Raw genomic sequence first — 18,554 nt, 5'->3', positions numbered from 1 at the left:
ATAGTGTTCACATGTCGCCGGCGCGCAGTCCCTTGAGACCGTCTCGCCGGGGTAAGCGTTCACCTAGGCTTAAAGCAAAAAAAGGCCGGAAGATACCCGGCCTCTTTCAGTTCTGTATTCAAGCCTGTTCGCGACGCTGGCCGCCGCCATTGCGGGGGCCCTTGCGACGTATGCCGCCAGAGCCGTCCTGGCGGTGCTCACCGTGAGCCTGCTGGCCGCGATCCTCACCATGCTTGCGGCCAGGGCGGCCGTGCGCGTTACGGGCGCCGCCGGGATGATGGCGGTTCGCATCGGCGCTGCCATGCGGGCGCTGTTGCGGCTTCTTGGCCGGTCGGAAATCGGAGGTCGATACGAGGTCGTTGTCCGGCCCCTGGGGTGTCGCTTCGCCGCGGCGCTGGCCGCGGAAGTCCTCGTTGCGGGCAGTCTGGCGCTCGGGACGCGGACGGCGCTCGCGGCGTTCCTCGTTGTTCGCGCGGACCTCGCCAGCGTCGCCTTCGCGGCGCGGACGGCGGTCCTGGCGATTGCCGGAGCGCTGGTCACCCGGACGGCCATCGCCGCGACCTTCGCCACCACGGCCCTGGCCACCGCGATTGCGGTTGTTGCCGTTGTCGCGGCGCGGGGCCGCGCGCATGTGCGCCGGCGGTTCGCCGCTGGCAACGATGATCTCGATGCCCATCAGCCTTTCGATATCGCGCAGCAGGCGTGCCTCATCCGGCGCGCAGAACGCGATTGCGATGCCGTCGCGGCCGGCGCGAGCCGTGCGGCCGATGCGGTGCACATAGGCGTCCGGCACTTCCGGCAGATCATAGTTGAACACATGGCTGACGGCCGGAATATCGATGCCGCGGGCGGCAACGTCGGTTGCAATCAGAGTCTTGATGCCGCCGTCGCGGAATGCCTTCAGGGCACGCTCGCGCTGACCCTGGCTCTTGTTGCCGTGGATGGAAGCGACCGAATAGCCGACGTGGTCGAGATGCTTCATCAGCTTCTCGGCGCCGTGCTTGGTGCGCAGGAACACGATCGCGCGGCCATCCGGATTTTCGGAAAGCGACTTCTTCAGCAGATCCGTCTTGTCGTTCTTGCCGCCGACGAAGTGGACGTACTGTTCGACCTTGTCCGCAGCCTTGCCGGGAGGCGTCACTTCCACCTTGATCGGATCGGTCAGGTATTCGCCTGCAAGATCGGCGATCGCCTTTGGCATGGTTGCCGAGAAGAGCATGGTCTGGCGGCGCTTCGGAACGAGCTTGGCGATCTTGCGCAGATCATGCACGAAGCCGAGATCGAGCATCTGGTCTGCTTCGTCGAGCACAAGGTAGCGCACCGCCGTCAGCGTGATGGCGCGGCGGTTGACGAGGTCGAGGAGGCGGCCGGGGGTCGCGACGAGAATGTCGGTGCCGCGTTCGAGCTGCAGCTGCTGCTTGTTGATGGACACGCCGCCGACAACGACATTGATGCGCAGCGGCGACTTGCGGACGAAGTTCTTCAGGTTCTCGGCGATCTGGTTCACCAGCTCGCGGGTCGGAGCGAGGATGAGCGTACGCGTCGTGCGATTGTCGGGACGCCTCTCATCGGAGAGCAGTTTTTCAATGAGCGGCAGGCCGAAGGCAGCCGTCTTGCCAGTGCCGGTCTGGGCGAGGCCGATCAGATCGCGGCCTTCGAGGAGAAGAGGGATTGCCTGCGCCTGAATGGGCGTCGGCGTTTCAATGCCGAGCTGAAAAAGCGTGGCGACGATCGGCTTGGAGACACCAAGCGATTCAAAATTAGTCAAGTCATAACCTTTCGGGGCGCCGAAACGATGTGCCGGATCACACCATGCGGTCCGGTATCATTCTGACGTCAAGAACCCCGCGTGAAGTGGGAACTTGTGTGTTGGAAAAACTTTCCAGCGCTTCTGGCCGCACTTGGGATCGCGGCATCCTATGAAATGCGCTTTTATCCTTCTTCTTGCGTTTGTCTTTTTTCGCAGGGGCAGCTCACGCGGCGGCCGGAAGGTGAAAGCTGGCCTGCATTTGGTCTAGTTCAGGTTGAAAGTCAAGAGACGAGCGAGAGAAAGGTGCTGCGCCGCCGCCCAAACGAGCGGCGGCGTGGCCCACACATGCTCCTCAATACCCGGGGCACTTCAATAGCCGGGGCAGACCCGAACTCTGACCCATACGTCCGCTCGGTGATCGTAGCGGCGCTCCACACCGCAATATCCATAATTGCGGTAATAGGCCGGGTAAGGCCGATAGTAGGAGCGATAGTAAGGCCGGTAGGGCCGGTAATAGCTCCGATAGACCGGATACGGGCTGTAGTAGGGCCTGTAGTACGGCCTAGAGTAGGCTCCGTAATAAGGCCCGGAGTCGGCTCCATAGTAAGCCCCGGAGTAGGCTCCATAGTAAGGTCCGGGATAATAGCCGTAGCCAGGGTAGGGACGGACAGCATGCGAGAGAAGGATGCCGCCGATTGCTCCGGCCGCAACACCGCCCCAAAAGTCATCGCGGGCGTCCGCCGGGGTTGCCGGAATGAGGGAGGTGCCAGTCAAAGTCAACGCCATCAAGCCCGCCGCCATGCTTTTGTGAAGTACGGACATGATCGTCTCCTTTCATAGACGAACTTGTTTCTTGAAGCCGTCAGGAGAAACCGTGGCGAAACGCGGCCAACTGATCGAGTTCAGTCTTACAACGTGGGAGATTATAGCATAGTTCCTGATACACTTGGGCCGAACTTCGTTGTCCCGGGGTCAGATTTCCGGAACGTGTCATGGTTAAAACCTTGTTAAACGGCTTACACCTATAGTGGATGCCAGAACAAAACTCCTTCTCCTGACAGCGAGGCGACATCTTTGACATCGAGCGGGGACCTTCTCGAACTGGCATGCAGCCGGATCGCAGATCTGGAGACGCCTGCCTATGTCAAGAACAGCGAGCTTCGCTACGTTGCCGTCAACGAATCCTATGCCCGCTTCTTCGGCAGGGAAATTTCCGATTTCATCGGCCGTCGGACCCGCGAAATTCTCGATCGTCCGGAAGAGGAGGAGCGTGAAGACAAGGAGCGGCGCGCGCTCGTCTTCGGCACCGAAGAAACTGCCATCTGCTTCGATGCTGCCGCAACCGAGCATGAGCGGATCCGGATCGAGAGCTTCATGCCGTCGCAAGACCGGGCCTATGTTTTCGGTATCTTCGAGGCGCGCACGCAGCCCCGCCGGCCGGTTCTCTCGGGGCCGGATCAGGCTTTGCTCGCCGATTTCGAGCGCGTCCGTGCCACGCTGGAAAAACTCGATCATCCGGTCGGCATTTTCGCTGACGACGGCCGCCCGCTGATCGTCAATTCGGCTTATCGAAACGGAGGCAAGGCATCGTCCGCGGAAACCGGATGGCACGAGAGCGTAAACGAGCTCGATCTCCTCCGAACCATCATGGAAGACCTGCCGGTTGCCGCTTTTGCGCGCGACGAACGGCACCGCCTCGTCTATGCCAACCAGTATTACGAGACCTTCACGGGCCATGTCCGGTCAAAGGTGCTTGGCCTCACAGAGTTTGAGATGTTCGGCGAGGAGAATGGCGCCAGCATCTATGAGGAAAACGCTCTGGCGCTCAAGGACGGCTCGCTCACGGAGGTGGAAGGTAAGCTTCCAAGCACGGACGGAACAGTTTATCCGATCTTGACGCGCGTCAATCGCGTGCAGACGCCGGATAGCAAGGTCTATGTTGTCGGCTCTTTTTCGGATATCTCACCGCTCAAGGAGCGTGAAGCCAAGCTGATCGAGGCCCAGAAGCACGCGGAAATCCTGCATCGCGACATTGAAAACATCCTGCGTTCGCTGCCGGTCGGCGTGCTGATCCTCGATAACAATCTCGATATCCTCTACATAAACGACGAATTCTACACGATCTGCGATCTGCCGCCTGACGATCGTTTTGACGGCCGGCCGTTCATCGATGTCATCCGCCGTAATTGTGAACTCGGGCGCTATGGCCACGAGCACAGCCCGGAAGAGATCCTGGCGGAGCGCCAGCGCCATTTCGGTTCGGATGGGGAGCAGGAGCCGATCGAACTCAGTTGGTCGGACGGCAAATCGATCATCTTCGACAGCCGCCGCATCTCGAACGACCGCATTCTTCTCTCCTATTCCGATATGAGCGCCATTCGCGCGAGCGAGAAGGAAATCCATGAAGCGCGCGCTGCCCTGGAGCACCTCGGTGAACTGATGCGGGATGCGACGCGGGCCATGCCGCAAGGCTTGACGATCGTCCAGGACGGCATCATCAAGCTCTCCAACGATGCGCTTTCGGAAGTTCTGCGTATTCCGCCGGAATACCTTGTTGCGGGCCGCGGCTGGATCGACCTCTTCAATTTCTGCGCCGATCGCGGCGACTTCAAGAGTCCCGCCGCCGAAGTGTTGCACTATTGGCGTTCAAACATCGCTGCGAAGCAGCCGATTGCCACTGTCTTTCATGTGGCCGGGGAGCGCTGGGTGAACATGGAGGCGACGATCAGCGAGCGCGGCCATTGGGTCGCGCTCTTCACCGACGTCACCGAAATGAAAGAGCGCGAGGAAGAGCTTGAGACGCTGCTGGCACGGGCTGAGGCCGCCGATCGCGCCAAGTCGGAATTTCTCGCCAATATGAGCCATGAAATCCGCACGCCGATGAATGGCGTGCTCGGCATGGCCGAGCTGATGGCGAAGACCGATCTTGACCCGCGGCAGAAGACCTTCATCGACATCATCGTCAAGTCCGGCAACGCGCTTTTGACGATCATCAACGATATTCTGGACTTCTCAAAAATCGATGCCGGACAGATGACGCTGCGCAAGGCGGCCTTCGATCCGGTGGAAGCGGTCGAGGATGTCGCGACGCTGCTTTCTTCGCCCGCGGCTGAGAAGGATCTCGAGCTTCTGGTGCGCGCCGATCCGAACCTGCCTGCCGCAATCATCGGCGATGCCGGGCGGTTTCGCCAGATCGTCACAAATCTCGTGGGCAACGCCGTCAAGTTCACAGAGAAGGGACATGTCTTCGTCGATGTCGGTTTCCGGCCTGGCTCGGACGGCGAGGTCATGGTCGAGATCAGGATCGAGGATACCGGCATCGGCATCCCGGCAGACAAACTGCAATCGGTCTTCGACAAATTCTCGCAGGTCGATTCCTCTTCGACGCGGCGCCACGAGGGGACCGGCCTTGGTCTTGCCATCACTGCCGGTCTGGTCGATCTCTTTGGCGGTTACGTCAACGCCGAGAGCGAACCGGGCAAGGGCTCGGTCTTCACCGTCAACCTGCCCTTCGCCATCGCTGCCGCCCGCCTCGATCCCAAGCCGCTGCCCGTCAATGTACGCGGCGCACGCGTGCTCGTCATCGACGACAACGAGGTGAACCGCCGCATTCTCTCCGAGCAGCTGCCGCTTTGGGGGTTTGACGGCGTGGCTGCCGAAGACGGCGGGACCGGCATTGCCATCCTTGAGGCCGCACACCAGATCGGCGTTCAGGTCGATGCCCTGGTGCTCGACTATCACATGCCGGAAATGAACGGTGCGGAAGTCGCCCGCAGGCTCAGGGCCGACGCGCGCTTCGAGTGCCTGCCGATCATCTTCCTGACCTCAATGGATATCTCCGGCACGGAGAAGGAGTTCGCAGCCCTCAACGGCCATGCGCATCTGATGAAACCGGCCCGTGCCAACCTTCTTCGCAACACGATCGTCGAGGTCGTGCGCGCAAGCCGCGTGAAGCGGGCTTCTGCAGCCGAAATCGCACGCCTGCAGGCAGAAACCGAGATGAGGGAACCGGAGCCTTATGCGCCGCCGTCCTCAAAACAGCGAAAGACGGCCTTCATCGATGTGCTCGTCGCCGAGGACAACGAGGTGAACCAGATCGTCTTCACGCAGATCCTGCAGGGCACCGGCCTGAGTTTCCTCGTCGTCAATAACGGCCAGGAGGCGGTCAACGCCTGGGAAAGCCATGCGCCGCGGATTATCATGATGGACGTCTCGATGCCGGTGATGAACGGCCACGATGCGACCCGCGCGATCCGTGTCCGAGAGCGCGGACAGGGCCACCGCGTGCCGATCATCGGCGTAACGGCGCATGCGCTCGAAAGCGACCGCGAGCTCTGTCTCAACGCCGGCATGGACGATTACATGTCGAAGCCGATCAGCCCCGAACTGCTGGAAGAGAAAATCCAGCTCTGGCTCGGCAAGAGCGCGCAGTTGCCCGGCCGCTCGGGCCGCTAGGGTTTTACGCCGCAGAGCATCTCGCGCTTGCCGGCGAAACCCTTGCGCCGCTCGACCGCAAATCCCGCCGCCATCAGATTGCGCCTGACGAAGCCTGCAGCGGCATAGGTCGCGAAGCTTCCTTTTGAGAGGGTCTTCTCGCAGATGAGCCGCATTAGATCTTCCGACCACATGTCGGCGTTGCGCGACGGCGCGAAGCCATCGAGATACCAGGCATCGAAGCCGGGTTCGGCAGCCGCAACGCCATCGATTGCCGGGCCGCAGACAACGCTCAAGGTCGTCTGCTCGTCCAATGCCAGCGTCACGGTACCTTTCGGTTGGCCGGGCCACAGCGCCGTCAGCGCCTTCCGCTCGGCATCGATTTCCGGCCAGTGCGAAAGTGCGCGACCGATCTCGTGCGGGCGCATCGGGTAAAGCTCGAAGGAAATGAAGTTCAGATGTTGACCCGTTTGGCGATGCGCTTTCCATTGCCGCCATGTTTCCGCGAAGTTCAGCCCGGTGCCGAACCCCAACTCTCCAATGCGGAAATTTTCCTTGCCGGTCCACCGTTCCGGCAGGCCATTGCCCGCCAGAAAGACGTGGCCGCATTCGAGCCGCCCGTCCGTCTGGCAATAAAAATGGTCGCCAAAGGCCCGCGAATAAGGCATATCGCCGTCGCGCCATTCGAGCGGCTGGCTCGTGCTGCCACTCTGATCGGGATCAATCTCTGTCATGCCTAAAGCCGATAGTGCGGCCATCTCCTCCGGTCAATCGTCCGTCAGCCTGCTGATTGCCGGGGGCGGCATCATGGGGCTGTGGGCGGCGGTTCATGCCGAGCGGTTTGGCATCGACACGCTCCTCGTCGATGCCGGTGAATTGGGGCAGGGCGCGAGCGGCGGGCTGCTCGGGGCGCTGATGCCGCATTTGCCGGACAAATGGAATGCCAAGAAGCAGTTCCAGTTCGATGCGCTGGTTTCCCCCGAAACCGAGATCGCTGCGATCGAAGCTGCCACCGGCCTTTCCACAGGCTACCGCCGCTCCGGGCGCATCATCCCGCTGCCGAAGCCGCATCTACGCAAGATCGCGCTTACCCATTTTGCCGATGCCGAAACACATTGGCATCGGCACGGCCGCAGCTTCCATTGGCATGTCGCAGATGCTCCGCCGGTTACAGGCTGGATCGACCCTGCCGCTGGTGCGAGCGGCTTCGTGCACGACACGCTTGCTGCCCGCGTCGCACCCCGTACGCTGGTCGCCGCTCTTGTCGCCTTTCTGAGGCAGGCAAAGCGTGTGAGCATTATCGAGAATGCTACAGTCGACGGTCTCGAACCGGAACGCGGGATCGCCGACGCCGGTGGGAGAACAATCGCCTTTGGCCGCTGCATCGTCGCGGCAGGTCATCCGGCATTTCCGCTTCTGCAGCGGTTCACGCCCGGATTGGAAAGGCCGCTCGGCCAACCGGTCCAGGGGCAGGCGGCGCTGTTGAAAGCCGAGATCGATCCCGCCCTTCCCACCATCTTCCGCGACGGCCTCTATATCATTGCTCATGAGGGCGGCCATGCTGCGATCGGCAGCACCAGCGAGGACCGTTTTGACAATCCCAATACGACCGATGCTCAACTCGACGCTCTGATCGAAGCGGCGCGCGAGATGGCCCCCGTGCTTGGGAAGGCGCCGGTCGTCGAGCGCTGGGCCGGCCTTCGTCCGAAGGCGATCGACCGCGATCCGATGATCGGTCCGCATCCGATTTATCCGAAGCTCATCGCCTTGACCGGCGGCTTCAAAGTCAGCTTCGGCCTTGCCCACCGTCTTGCCGAAGCTGCCGTACATATGGCCGACGGGCGTTCCGCACCTTTCGCCCTGCCGGAAAGTTTCGCGTTTTCGAGCCATATCATCGCTGCTTCACGTTAAACGTGAATTAGAAGCTGGTGCTTTTCGTTATTCTGTCATGCAAATCGCCTATCTGCTAGCGCATCGACGGCGCCGGAATCGTCTGCGCGCCCTTCCTTGTGGAGGAGATTGTATGCGCTACGCCATTTGCTTCACGCCTACGCCGAGCGATCCGATCAGCCATGTGGCGGCCAATTGGCTCGGTCGCAACGTCTTTTCCGGCGAGATGGTCGAACCTCCAGCCATTGGCGGGATCGGCATCCACGACGTAGCGTTCCATACTGCCGTGCCGCGCCGCTACGGTTTCCATGGTGTGTTGAGGGCGCCGTTTCACCTTGCAGCCGATGTTTCGGAAACGCAACTTTTACGCGATATGATGCGCTTTTCCGGCAGCTTCCAGCCGTTCCGGATTCCAAGGATCGAGGTTGCGCGCCTGCGCAATTTCTTCAGCCTCGTGCCGTCGGTCCCCTGCGAAGACATGCACTATCTCGCTTCTGCGGTCGTGCAGCATTTCGACCGCTTCCGTGCACCGCTTTCCGAAGCCGAGATCGAGCGCATCGATCCGGATGGGCTTTCGGCCGCGCAGTTTGCCAATCTGCATCGCTGGGGCAATCCCTATGTGATGGATGAGTTCCGCTTCCACATGCCTGTGACGGGTCCTGTCAATCTTGTCGATATGCCGCGCATCGAGCAGGCGCTGCGTAGCGTCTTCGAGCCTGTTCTCGCTGAGCCGGTCACCGTCGCCAACATCGCGCTGATGATCGAGGAAGGCGCAGGCGGCCCGTTCCGCGTCCATTCGCTGCATCCGATGGGCAAGGTCAGCGCGCGCAAGATCGCCTGATCACTTTTGTTCAAGAATGGGCGGCCCAAAGATGCTATATCCGGACGATGGACAACATCTCCCAGGAACAGGCAACCGAAGCCATGCCGCTGTCTGGGGCGGAGACGACGCGATTCTGGCGCGACAGCCGTTTTGGCGGCATGGAATGCCTGAGCGCGACCTTCCTGACGCATGAGTTCGCGCCGCATGCCCACGAGACCTTCAGCATCGGCGCTATCGAAAGCGGCAGCCAGATCGCGACGATCCGGGGCGCGCGCGAAAGCTCGGGGCCGGGCGATCTCTATCTGATCAATCCGGGCGAAATCCATGATGGCGTGCCTGTCGAGGGCGGCTATCGCTACCGGATGATCTACCCGGACACGTCACTCTTCCGGGAAATCCTGGAAGATGTCACCGGCCGCACCTTCAGCGGCATGCCGGCCTTCGGCAAGCAGATCCTCCGCGATCCCCGGCTTGCCGAGGCTTTTCATGATGCGCACCGCGCGCTGGAATCGGGGGCCGGTGCGCTGGAGACCAGTCAGGGCATGTTCCTTGTGCTCGAGGCCATGTTTCGGCATCACGGCAGTTCAATCATCGTGCCGATCGACACGCAGGAGCGGTCGGGGGTGCAGCGCGCCCGTGACTACCTGATGGAAAACTACGCCTTTGATGTCGGACTTGAAGAACTCGCCGCCGTGGCGGGCCTCAGCCGTGCGCATCTGATACGCGCCTTCCGCAAGGAATTCCACATCACGCCGCACGCCTTCCTCACTGATATCCGCATTCGCGTTGCCCGGCGCAAGCTGCAGGCTGGCGGACAGCCGGCGGACATTGCGCTCGAATGCGGTTTCGCCGACCAGGCGCATTTCAGCCGGCATTTCAAGGCGCGCACCGGCGTGACGCCCGGCCAGTATCGCGCGCGGTAGTCACTTTCGTTCAAGACGACCATTCATCTCCATTCTAAAACCTCCGCATCAAATCGGAGATCCTGTCGTGAATGAGAATGGAAAATGGGCGGAGTTCCTCGGCGGCATGAGAGCCATTTCGCCGCTCATCGCTGCCGTCATACCGATCGGCCTTGTCTTCGGCGCGGTCGCAGTCACGAAAGGGCTTTCCCCGGTCGAGACCGCACTGATGAGCGCGCTGGTCTTTGCCGGCGGTTCGCAGTTCGTGGCAATGGATATCTGGACGCATCCGGCCTCGTGGACGAGCGTCGGTTTTGCGGCCTTGCTCGTCAATATCCGCCATGTACTGATGAGTGCATCGCTCGGCACCAAGATGCAGGCTTTTGGCGGACGCAGGCGCTATTTCGCATGCCTGTTTCTTGCAGACGAGATCTGGGCGATGGCGGAATTCCGCGCCGGTCTTGCGCGGCTCACGCCCGCCTGGTTCGCTGGGCTTGCCGCACCCTTCTATCTCGCCTGGGTACTTTCGGGCCTTGCGGGCGCGACGCTCGGCGCTTTCCTCGGTGATCCCGTGGCGCTTGGACTGGATTTCGCCTTTCCGGCCGTCTTCATCGTGCTCGTCATGGGCTTCTGGAAGGGACCGGAAACCGGCGCTGTACTTATCGCAAGCGGTGCGGCCGCGGTAGCGACCCAACATTTCGTACCAGGCGTCTGGTATGTCGCAGCCGGCGCCGTCGCCGGTCTGCTTGCGGCAGTCGCCAGCGGCAGTCGGCGCGTGGAGGTGACGCAATGACAGTCGATTTCTCCACCCTTGTCGCGATCATCGCCATGGCAGCCGTGACGGTGCTCACGCGCCTGAGCGGTCTTGTGCTCATGTGGCATGTGTCCTTGGAGGGAAGCCGCCGAAAGGCGATCGAATCCATTCCGCCTGCCGTTCTGATGGCGGTCGTCGCGCCGACCGCCTTTGCCACCGGCATTGCGGAAACGATCGCCTGCGCACTCACCGCCATTGCAGCACTCCGTCTGCCGATGCTCTTTTCCGTGGCGCTCGGCGTCTTCTGCGTCGCGCTATTGCGGGCCGCAGGCATATGACCCAGCCGCAAAGGCGGCGACTTGTGCCGTAGCGGCGAAAGTCAGTTTCGCATTTCCGTCTCGACATTCCGTCTCCGGGTGCTACCGTTTCGCCTGACTTTCAAAAGGTGATTTGATGGCTTCCGATACCTATCCGCGCAATCTCGTCGGCTATGGTCGCAATACCCCCGATCCGAAATGGCCGGACGAGGCCCGCCTCGCCGTGCAGTTCGTCATCAATTACGAAGAGGGCGGTGAGAGCTCGATCCTCGATGGTGATGCGTCGTCCGAGAACCTGCTGTCGGAAATCGTGGGAGCAGCGCCCTGGCCGGGCCAGCGCAACTTGAACATGGAATCGATCTACGAATACGGTTCGCGTGCCGGGTTCTGGCGGCTCTGGCGCATGTTCACCGAGCTCAAGGTTCAGGCGACCGTCTACGGCGTGACGCTTGCGATGGCCCGCAATCCGGAGGCCGTCGCGGCGATGAAGGAAGCCGGCTGGGAGATCGCCAGCCATGGCTACCGATGGCTGGAGTACAAGGATTTTCCGGAAGACCTCGAGCGCAAGCACATTCTCGAGGCGGTGCGTCTCCACACCGAGCTCACCGGCGAGCGCCCCTACGGCATGTACCAGGGAAAGCCCTCCGACAATACGCTGCGGCTGGTTCAAGAGGAGGGTGGGTTCCTTTATTCGTCAGACTCTTATGCCGACGACCTGCCCTACTGGGTGAAGGGGATTGATGACAAACCGTTCCTCATCATTCCTTATACGCTTGAAACGAACGACATGCGCTTTGCGACGCCGCAGGGCTTCAATTCCGGCGATCAATTCTTCACGTATCTCAAGGATGCCTTCGATATGCTCTACGAAGAAGGCAGGGCCGGCAATCCGAAGATGATGTCGGTCGGCCTGCATTGCCGTCTGGTCGGTCGGCCCGGCCGCGCTGCAGCCCTGAAGCGTTTCATCGAATATGTGCTGAAGCACGACAACGTGTGGATCCCTCGCCGCATCGAGATTGCCGAGCATTGGCACAAGAACCACAAGCAGGACATGACCTGATGATCCGGCGGGATGAATTCGTGTCGCGTTTCGGCGGTGTTTTCGAACATTCGTCCTTCATTGCAGAGCGCGCTTATGACGACGGTTTCATTGGCGAAGAGTTGACTGTGGACAAGGTGCACATTCCGCTCGTCGCGATCTTCCGCGCGGCAAGCGAGGAGGAGCGTCTTGGCGTTCTTCGCGCCCATCCCGATCTTGCCGGACGCCTGGCAGTCGCCGGCGAACTGACGGAAGACAGCAAGAAGGAGCAGGCAAGTGCCGGACTTGACCGGCTGAGCCGCGAAGAGCATGCCCGCTTCACCGAACTCAACGCCACCTATGTCCAGAAATTCGGCTTTCCCTTCATCGTCGCGGTGAAGGGACTGAACAAGGACGATATTCTTGCGGCTTTCGAAAAACGTATCGGCAACAGCCGCGACGAGGAACTTGCGACCGCCTGCGCTGAGGTCGAAAAGATTGCGCTTTTGCGACTGACATCCATGCTTCCGGAGAAGTGAATGACCGACAATTCCAATGCCAGCCTGCCGTCCTTCGCGAACGGCGCGATCAACCTTGCGTCTGCGCGCCTCGGCGCCAGGGGCCTCTATGCGACGGACGAGTTCTTTGCGCCGCTCGAGCGCATGCTGCAGGATGTGCCGGCGAGCTTCGATGCGGATCTTTACGACGACAACGGCAAGTACATGGACGGCTGGGAAAGCCGCCGCAAGCGCGTGCCCGGCCATGACTGGGCGATCGTCAAGCTTGCCATGCCCGGCCGCATCTTCGGCTTCGACGTCGATACCAGCTATTTTACCGGCAACTATCCGCCGCATTGCTCGATCGACGCCGTTTTCGTCGACGACGGCGATCCGACCGACGCAACGGTGTGGACCGAAATCCTCGCGAAGTCGCCTCTGGGGCCAAGCGCACATCACTTCTTCGAGAATGCCGGCAAGGAGAAGATCTGGACGCATCTGCGCCTGCATATCTATCCCGATGGCGGCGTCGCGCGCCTGCGCGTCTACGGTTCGGCCTATTTCGACTGGTCGAAGGTCGGTGCGAGCGAGGAGGTTGACCTCGGCTATATCTTCAATGGCGCGAAGTCGCTTGCCTGGTCGGACGCCCATTACGGCCACCCGGACAAGATGCTCGGCCCCGGTCGCGGCATCAATATGGGCGACGGCTGGGAAACCAAGCGCCGCCGCGGCCCGGGTCACGACTGGGCTGTGATCCGCCTTGGCCACCCCGGCACAATCAAGCGCGTCATAGTCGATACCGCCTTCTTCAAGGGCAATTTCCCGGACACCTGCGAGCTTCTCGGCGCCTATCTGCCCGATCTTGGCGATACTCTGAGCGAAGTGGATACAGCGGCTTCGGAAAACTGGAAGCCGATCCTGACACGCACCAAGCTGCAGATGGACCACATCCACGAATATGGCGCGGATGCCATCGCCGATATCGGGCCGGTGACGCATGTCCGCATCGCGATGCATCCAGATGGCGGCATCATGCGGCTGCGGCTCTTCGGGGTGAAGGGGTGAGTTCTTTCTTCTTTATCGCCGCTCCCCTATATTCGAGGCATCAGGAGTGATGCCTCGATGAAGCCTTCGGAAGTGCTGGAAAAGAACAGGCAGGCGATCCGCGACGCCACGACGCGTTTCAAGGCGGCGAACCCGCGCATTTTCGGTTCCGTGGCCCGCGGCGAGGATAGGCCGGACAGCGATCTCGATATTCTCGTCGATGCGCTGCCGGGGACGACGCTTTTCGATCTCGGCGGGTTGCTGGAGGAGTTGCAGGCGCTGATGTCGGGAACGGAAATCCACGTTCTGACGCCAGGCGATATTCCCGAACGTGTCCGCAGCCGGGTCCTGCAGGAAGCCAAGCCTGTATGAGTATCGATCGGCTTCGAACCTATCTCGACGAGATGCAGCAGGTCGCATTCGAAACCATCGATTTTGTCAAGGACATGAGCAAGGATGAATTTCTGAGGGACCTTGTGAGACAGCGCGCAGTCGGAATGAACCTCCTGATGATCGGCGCGGCAACATCGCGAATCATGGAGGAATATCCCGAGTTTGCAGCGGAATTCTCCAACGTGCCCTGGCAAAAGATGCGCGGAATGAGAAGCCGGATCGCTCACGGCTATATGAGCATGAACCTGGACACCGTTTGGGAAACTGCGCAAACAGCCATCCCCGATCTTCTCGATCAACTGCATGGATTGCGTCACTGGCACGCCCAGGGTGAATGACATTTGACAGACCTTCTCGACATCCAGCCTCTCACCAAAACTGCATTCGCGCCGTTCGGCGACGTTATCGAGGCCGATCCGGCAACAATGCGGTACATCAACGGCGGCACGACGGAACGCTTTCATGCGCTGGCTACGGCCGAGGCGGCAGGCGAGGGCGCACGCGTCATCATCAATCTCTTCCGCGGTCAGCCGCGCGCCTTTCCCTATGAGATCGGCATGATGGAGCGGCATCCTTTCGGCAGCCAGAGCTTCTCGCCGCTTTCCGGGCGGCCGTTTCTGGTCGTGGTTTCGGAAGATCAGGACGGAAAGCCCGGCAGGCCGCAGGTGTTCCTCGCACACGGCGACCAGGGCGTGAATTATCGCCGCAACGTCTGGCATCACCCGCTGCTCGTGCTCAACCAACAAAGCGACTTTCTCGTTGTCGACAGGGACGGTCCCGGCGACAATCTGCAAGAGCATTTCTTCGAAACCCCATACACAATCAGCGAGCCAGCTCAATGACCGGACTGACGACCCATGTTCTCGACACCGCCTCCGGTAAGCCGGCTGAAAGACTGAGGATCGACCTTTTTCGCCTGGAGGGCGATATCCGCCATCACATCAAGACGGTCGAGACCAATTCGGACGGCCGTGTCGACGGCGGCGCGATCCTCTCAGGCGCGAATTTCCAGGCAGGAACCTACGAACTGCTCTTCCATGCAGGCGATTATCTGCGCGCGTTAGGCTTGCCCCTGCCGCATCCGGCCTTTCTCGATCTTGTACCGATCCGCTTCGGCATCGCCGACACCGGCGCGCATTATCACGTTCCGCTGCTGATCTCGCCTTACGGCTATTCCACCTATCGCGGGAGCTAGCCATGCGGTTTGCGGCGATCGCCGATATCCACGGCAACCATCTGGCTCTGGAGGCCGTGCTTGCCGATATCCGCGCGCAGGGCATTTCGGATATCGTCGATCTCGGCGATTGCTTCAGTGGCCCTCTGGAAGCAGGAAAGACCGCCGAGCTGCTTCTCTCGCTCGCCCTTCCGACAGTCCGCGGCAACCACGACCGCTATCTGATCGAGCAGAAGCCGGAATCCATGCATGCTTCCGACAAAGCTGCCTATCAGCAGCTTCTGCCGCGTCATCTCGATTGGCTGCGATCTCTGCCGAGCGACCTTATCTACAAAGGTGAAGCCTATCTCTGCCACGCGACGCCTAAGAATGACAATCTCTACTGGCTGGAGTCCGTCGCTCCGGAAGGCCATGTGTTTCTGAAGCCGTTGAAAGAAATCGAGGCGCTCGCAGACGGGATCGATTTGCCGCTGATCCTGTGCGGCCACAGCCATATTTCGCGCCTTGTCCAGCTTCGCGACGGCCGCCTCATCGTCAATCCCGGCAGCGTCGGCGGCCCGGCTTATGACGATGACAAACCCTATCCGCACAAGGTGGAGACTGGCCATCCGATGGCAAGCTACGCCATCCTGGAGAAATCCGCGTCCGGCTGGACACCTTGTTTCCGCAAGGTCGCCTACGATCACATGTCGATGTCGAGACTTGCAAAAGCAAACGGCCGCCCCGACTGGGCGGCCGCGCTGGCAACGGGCTGGATTCGATAGTTGTCTAGTCGTCTTCGTGAATCCCTTTCGGTGCGCCAGGTTTCACCCAGATTGTCAAGCAGAGACGAAACGGCATTGTCGCCATCGAAGCCTGCTTCCTTCATGAGCCTGTCCAAGATGGGTTTGTTGGCCTGATAGGATAGCAGTTGCGCTGCGAGGCCTTCGCCCATGCCGACACGTTCGGCGATCTCTACGGCCTTGGCGGTACCCACCTTTTCCTCCGCGGCAATCGCAAGTGCACGCGCGGCTTTTGTTGGCAACAGCGATTGCGCGGCTTTATCTTGCATTGCGCGATGACTTGAAATGGGACGGTTCCTCAGCTTGCGAGCGCTACTGCCGTCCGACGATGATAGAGGAGTTGACGTCGTTGATGTCGCGTTTGCCGCAGAGCGCCATGGTGATGTCCATCTCCTTGCGGAGGATCCCGAGCGCCAGTGTCACGCCCTCTTTTCCCATGGCGCCGAGGCCGTAGAGGAAGGGACGGCCGATATAAGTGCCCTTGGCGCCGAGCGCCACGGCCTTCAGCACGTCCTGGCCGGAGCGGATGCCGCCGTCGAGATGGATTTCGATCTTATGTCCGACGGCATCGACGATCTGCGGGAGCATGCTGATCGAGGAAGGGGCGCCGTCGAGCTGACGGCCGCCATGGTTGGAGACGACGATTGCGTCGGCTCCCGTCTCGGCTGCGGCCTTCGCGTCCTCGACATCGAGAATGCCCTTGATGATCAACGGGCCGCCCCACTTTTCCTTGATCCACGCGACGTCGGCCCAGGAGAGCTGCGGATCGAACTGCTCGGCCGTCCAGGAAGACAGCGAGGAGAGGTCGGAGACATTCTTGGCGTGGCCGACGATGTTGCCGAAGGTGCGGTGCTTCGTCTTCAGCATGTCGAGGCACCAGAAGGGGCGCGTCGCCATCTGCCAGATATGCTTCGGCGTGAATTTCGGCGGGGCGGAGAGGCCGTTGCGCAGGTCTTTATGCCGCTGGCCGAGGATCTGCAGGTCAGCCGTCAGCACCAGCGCAGAGCACCTGGCCGCCTTGGCGCGATTGATGAGATCCATGACGAAGTCCTTGTCCTTCATCACATAGAGCTGGAACCAGAACGGCCGCGTCGTCACCGAGGCGACATCCTCGATCGAGCAGATGCTCATGGTCGAGAGCGTGAAGGGAACGCCGAATTCCTCGGCCGCCCGTGCAGCCAGCATCTCGCCGTCGGCATGCTGCATGCCCGTCAAGCCGGTTGGCGCGAGCGCCACCGGCATCGAGACTTTCTGGCCGATCATCGTCGTTTCCAGCGTGCGGTTCGTCATGTCGACGAGTACACGCTGGCGCAGTTTGATCTTGGCATAATCGTTCTCATTCGCCTGATAGGTCGACTCCGTCCAGGCACCGGAATCCGCATAGTCGAAGAACATTTTCGGCACGCGGCGCTGGGCGAGTTGCTTGAGGTCAGCGATGGTGAGAGGAGTGGCCATGGACGAGACTTTCGCATCTGGATAGTGCCGTGGCCCTTAACATGATTTCCAAGCCGGTGGGTATCTCTTTCGTCGCCTATGGAACAAGAATGAAACTACCCGCGGCACGTCCTTCTTCGAGGAGGTGCTGCGCCTTGGCGGCGTCGGTCAAAGCGTATTCTCCGGCAATCGTTGCGGTGATGCCGGAACGCAGAATCTCGACCACGGCTTTGGCCGCCCCTGCGTAGTTATCGAGGTCGGCGACATAGGCGATGATGCTCGGATGGGCGAGAGATTTTCCGGGGCGCAGCTCCTCGACAGCGACAGGCGGTATCGGGCCGCCGGCCTGGCCGATCGTTGCGGCGACGCCGAATGGCCGCAGGCATTGGATGGTCTTGGATAGCATGCTGCCGCCGATGCCGTCATAGGCGGCATCAACGCCGCGGCCGCCAGTCAGCCGTTTCACTTCGCCGACGACATCCGCGTCGCGCCCGACGATCAGGTGGTCGGCGCCATGATTGCGGGCGAGCACTGCCTTTTGCGCTGAACTGACGGTCCCGATAACTGTTGCTCCGAGATCCTTTGCCCACTGAACCAGAATGGCGCCGAGCCCGCCGGCTGCCGCATGCACGAGGACGACCGTGCCGGGGGAGACCTTGTAGGTCTGCGTCAGCAGCATGTAGGCAGTCATGCCCTTCAGCATCGAGCTTGCGGCGAGGCGTGATGGAATTTCGTCCGGAAGTCGTATGGCGCGCGCGGCGGGGAGCAGGCGCGTTGCCGCATAGGCGCCGACTACGCCGGCATAGGCAACACGGTCACCCGGCTTCACCTCGACGGCGCCGGTACCAACAGCCTCTACGATGCCCGCGCCCTCGACGCCCAGGACTGCCGGATAGGCTGGCAAGGGATAGATGCCCTTCCGATGGTAGATGTCGACGAAATTCATGCCGATTGCTTCATGCCGTATGCGGATCTCATTGGGGCCAGGCTGCTGCGGTGTGTGCTCCAGCACCTGCAATTGCTCGATACCGCCCGGCGCCTGAACTGTAACGATCTTGTCCATGACTCTGCTCCGATTTGCTGTCGCAGCAATCATGGCCGATGGCCTGTTGGTCGGAAATTCCCTATTGTCTGCCAATTGATGGGAAAAAATGATCAATGTTCGATTGGGAAAATCTTCGCTATTTCGCGGCCTTGGCGCAGACTGGCACTTTGCTCGGCGCTGCCCGCTCGCTCGGCGTGGAGCATGCGACGGTCGCTCGCCGCGTCGCCGGCCTGGTGGCGCAGATGGGCGTGAAGCTCTTCGACCGGCGAGGGCGGTGGCAAGTGTTGCGGGGTGTGG

20 protein-coding genes are annotated in these 18,554 nt (G+C 61.0%); 15 read left to right on the top strand and 5 right to left on the bottom strand.

Going from position 1 to position 18,554, the window contains the following annotated elements:
* Window positions 1-118 precede the first annotated feature (118 nt).
* Together C9413_RS03370 and C9413_RS03365 are read right to left on the bottom strand one after the other, a co-directional pair.
* Window positions 119-1,768, bottom strand: a complete 1,650-nt coding sequence (locus tag C9413_RS03370; protein WP_039845573.1) for a DEAD/DEAH box helicase — start codon at window positions 1,766-1,768, stop codon at window positions 119-121.
* Window positions 1,769-2,119: 351 nt separating this feature from the next.
* Window positions 2,120-2,572 (bottom strand): hypothetical protein, encoded by a 453-nt coding sequence (locus C9413_RS03365; RefSeq protein ID WP_082046542.1) that lies wholly within the window; start codon window positions 2,570-2,572, stop codon window positions 2,120-2,122.
* A 252-nt stretch (window positions 2,573-2,824) separates the two neighbouring features.
* Here C9413_RS03365 and C9413_RS03360 point away from each other — a divergent pair, with 252 nt between their 5' ends.
* Entirely contained in the window at window positions 2,825-6,205 is a 3,381-nt protein-coding gene (locus C9413_RS03360) for a response regulator (protein WP_039845572.1), read from the top strand.
* Here the strand turns inward: C9413_RS03360 and mnmD are convergent.
* On the bottom strand, window positions 6,202-6,918 hold the full coding sequence (mnmD, locus tag C9413_RS03355; protein WP_039845571.1) for a tRNA (5-methylaminomethyl-2-thiouridine)(34)-methyltransferase MnmD: 717 nt from the start codon (window positions 6,916-6,918) through the stop codon (window positions 6,202-6,204). The genes C9413_RS03360 and mnmD overlap by 4 nt on opposite strands.
* On the opposite strand from mnmD, the gene C9413_RS03350 reads away from it, so the two are divergent.
* The 13 genes from C9413_RS03350 to C9413_RS03290 all read left to right on the top strand — a co-directional run bounded on the left by C9413_RS03350 (window position 6,917) and on the right by C9413_RS03290 (window position 15,760).
* Entirely contained in the window at window positions 6,917-8,095 is a 1,179-nt protein-coding gene (locus tag C9413_RS03350; protein WP_170250183.1) for an FAD-binding oxidoreductase, read from the top strand. The two genes, mnmD and C9413_RS03350, sit on opposite strands and share 2 nt — an antisense overlap.
* A gap of 112 nt (window positions 8,096-8,207) precedes the next feature.
* A complete protein-coding gene (locus tag C9413_RS03345) occupies window positions 8,208-8,915 on the top strand; it encodes a DUF1045 domain-containing protein (RefSeq protein WP_039845569.1) in 708 nt (235 codons plus the stop codon).
* A 47-nt stretch (window positions 8,916-8,962) separates the two neighbouring features.
* Complete coding sequence (locus C9413_RS03340) at window positions 8,963-9,820, top strand: AraC family transcriptional regulator (protein ID WP_039845568.1); 858 nt, start codon at window positions 8,963-8,965, stop codon at window positions 9,818-9,820.
* A 106-nt stretch (window positions 9,821-9,926) separates the two neighbouring features.
* Entirely contained in the window at window positions 9,927-10,592 is a 666-nt protein-coding gene (locus tag C9413_RS03335; RefSeq protein WP_052451643.1) for an AzlC family ABC transporter permease, read from the top strand.
* Window positions 10,589-10,891: an AzlD domain-containing protein gene (locus C9413_RS03330; RefSeq protein WP_039845566.1), complete on the top strand. Its 303-nt coding sequence runs from the start codon at window positions 10,589-10,591 to the stop codon at window positions 10,889-10,891. The genes C9413_RS03335 and C9413_RS03330 overlap by 4 nt, the downstream gene beginning before the upstream one ends.
* Before the next feature lie 115 nt (window positions 10,892-11,006).
* Entirely contained in the window at window positions 11,007-11,930 is a 924-nt protein-coding gene (puuE, locus tag C9413_RS03325; RefSeq protein WP_039845565.1) for an allantoinase PuuE, read from the top strand.
* On the top strand, window positions 11,930-12,427 hold the full coding sequence (uraD, locus tag C9413_RS03320; RefSeq protein ID WP_039845564.1) for a 2-oxo-4-hydroxy-4-carboxy-5-ureidoimidazoline decarboxylase: 498 nt from the start codon (window positions 11,930-11,932) through the stop codon (window positions 12,425-12,427). The genes puuE and uraD overlap by 1 nt, the downstream gene beginning before the upstream one ends.
* On the top strand, window positions 12,428-13,450 hold the full coding sequence (alc, locus tag C9413_RS03315; protein ID WP_039845563.1) for an allantoicase: 1,023 nt from the start codon (window positions 12,428-12,430) through the stop codon (window positions 13,448-13,450). It abuts the gene before it with no gap.
* 57 nt (window positions 13,451-13,507) lie between these two features.
* Window positions 13,508-13,801 (top strand): nucleotidyltransferase family protein, encoded by a 294-nt coding sequence (locus C9413_RS03310; RefSeq protein ID WP_039845562.1) that lies wholly within the window; start codon window positions 13,508-13,510, stop codon window positions 13,799-13,801.
* A complete protein-coding gene (locus C9413_RS03305) occupies window positions 13,798-14,160 on the top strand; it encodes a DUF86 domain-containing protein (protein ID WP_039845561.1) in 363 nt (120 codons plus the stop codon). The genes C9413_RS03310 and C9413_RS03305 overlap by 4 nt, the downstream gene beginning before the upstream one ends.
* A gap of 3 nt (window positions 14,161-14,163) precedes the next feature.
* Window positions 14,164-14,664, top strand: coding sequence for an ureidoglycolate lyase (locus C9413_RS03300; protein ID WP_039845560.1), 501 nt, complete (start codon window positions 14,164-14,166; stop codon window positions 14,662-14,664).
* Window positions 14,661-15,017 carry a hydroxyisourate hydrolase gene (gene uraH / locus C9413_RS03295; RefSeq protein ID WP_039845559.1) on the top strand — a complete coding sequence of 119 codons (357 nt, stop codon included), beginning with the start codon at window positions 14,661-14,663 and terminating at the stop codon, window positions 15,015-15,017. The genes C9413_RS03300 and uraH overlap by 4 nt, the downstream gene beginning before the upstream one ends.
* Window positions 15,018-15,019: 2 nt before the next feature.
* The gene (locus tag C9413_RS03290) at window positions 15,020-15,760 is read left to right on the top strand and encodes a metallophosphoesterase family protein (RefSeq protein WP_039845558.1); all 741 of its coding nucleotides are present in this window, start codon (window positions 15,020-15,022) and stop codon (window positions 15,758-15,760) included.
* 330 nt (window positions 15,761-16,090) lie between these two features.
* Here C9413_RS03290 and C9413_RS03285 read toward each other — a convergent pair whose 3' ends face one another.
* Both C9413_RS03285 and C9413_RS03280 read right to left on the bottom strand, forming a co-directional pair.
* Window positions 16,091-17,233 (bottom strand): alpha-hydroxy acid oxidase, encoded by a 1,143-nt coding sequence (locus tag C9413_RS03285; protein ID WP_039845556.1) that lies wholly within the window; start codon window positions 17,231-17,233, stop codon window positions 16,091-16,093.
* A 76-nt stretch (window positions 17,234-17,309) separates the two neighbouring features.
* Window positions 17,310-18,275, bottom strand: a complete 966-nt coding sequence (locus tag C9413_RS03280; protein WP_039845555.1) for a quinone oxidoreductase — start codon at window positions 18,273-18,275, stop codon at window positions 17,310-17,312.
* Window positions 18,276-18,370: 95 nt separating this feature from the next.
* Here C9413_RS03280 and C9413_RS03275 point away from each other — a divergent pair.
* Window positions 18,371-18,554 (top strand): LysR family transcriptional regulator (locus C9413_RS03275; protein ID WP_170250182.1); only part of this gene is annotated, 184 nt, incomplete at its 3' end.

It is taken from the genome of Rhizobium sp. SEMIA 4085, from assembly GCF_013004495.1.
Classification (GTDB): Bacteria; Pseudomonadota; Alphaproteobacteria; order Rhizobiales; family Rhizobiaceae; genus Rhizobium; species Rhizobium gallicum.
This window is presented reverse-complemented; position numbering and strand designations above follow the sequence as displayed.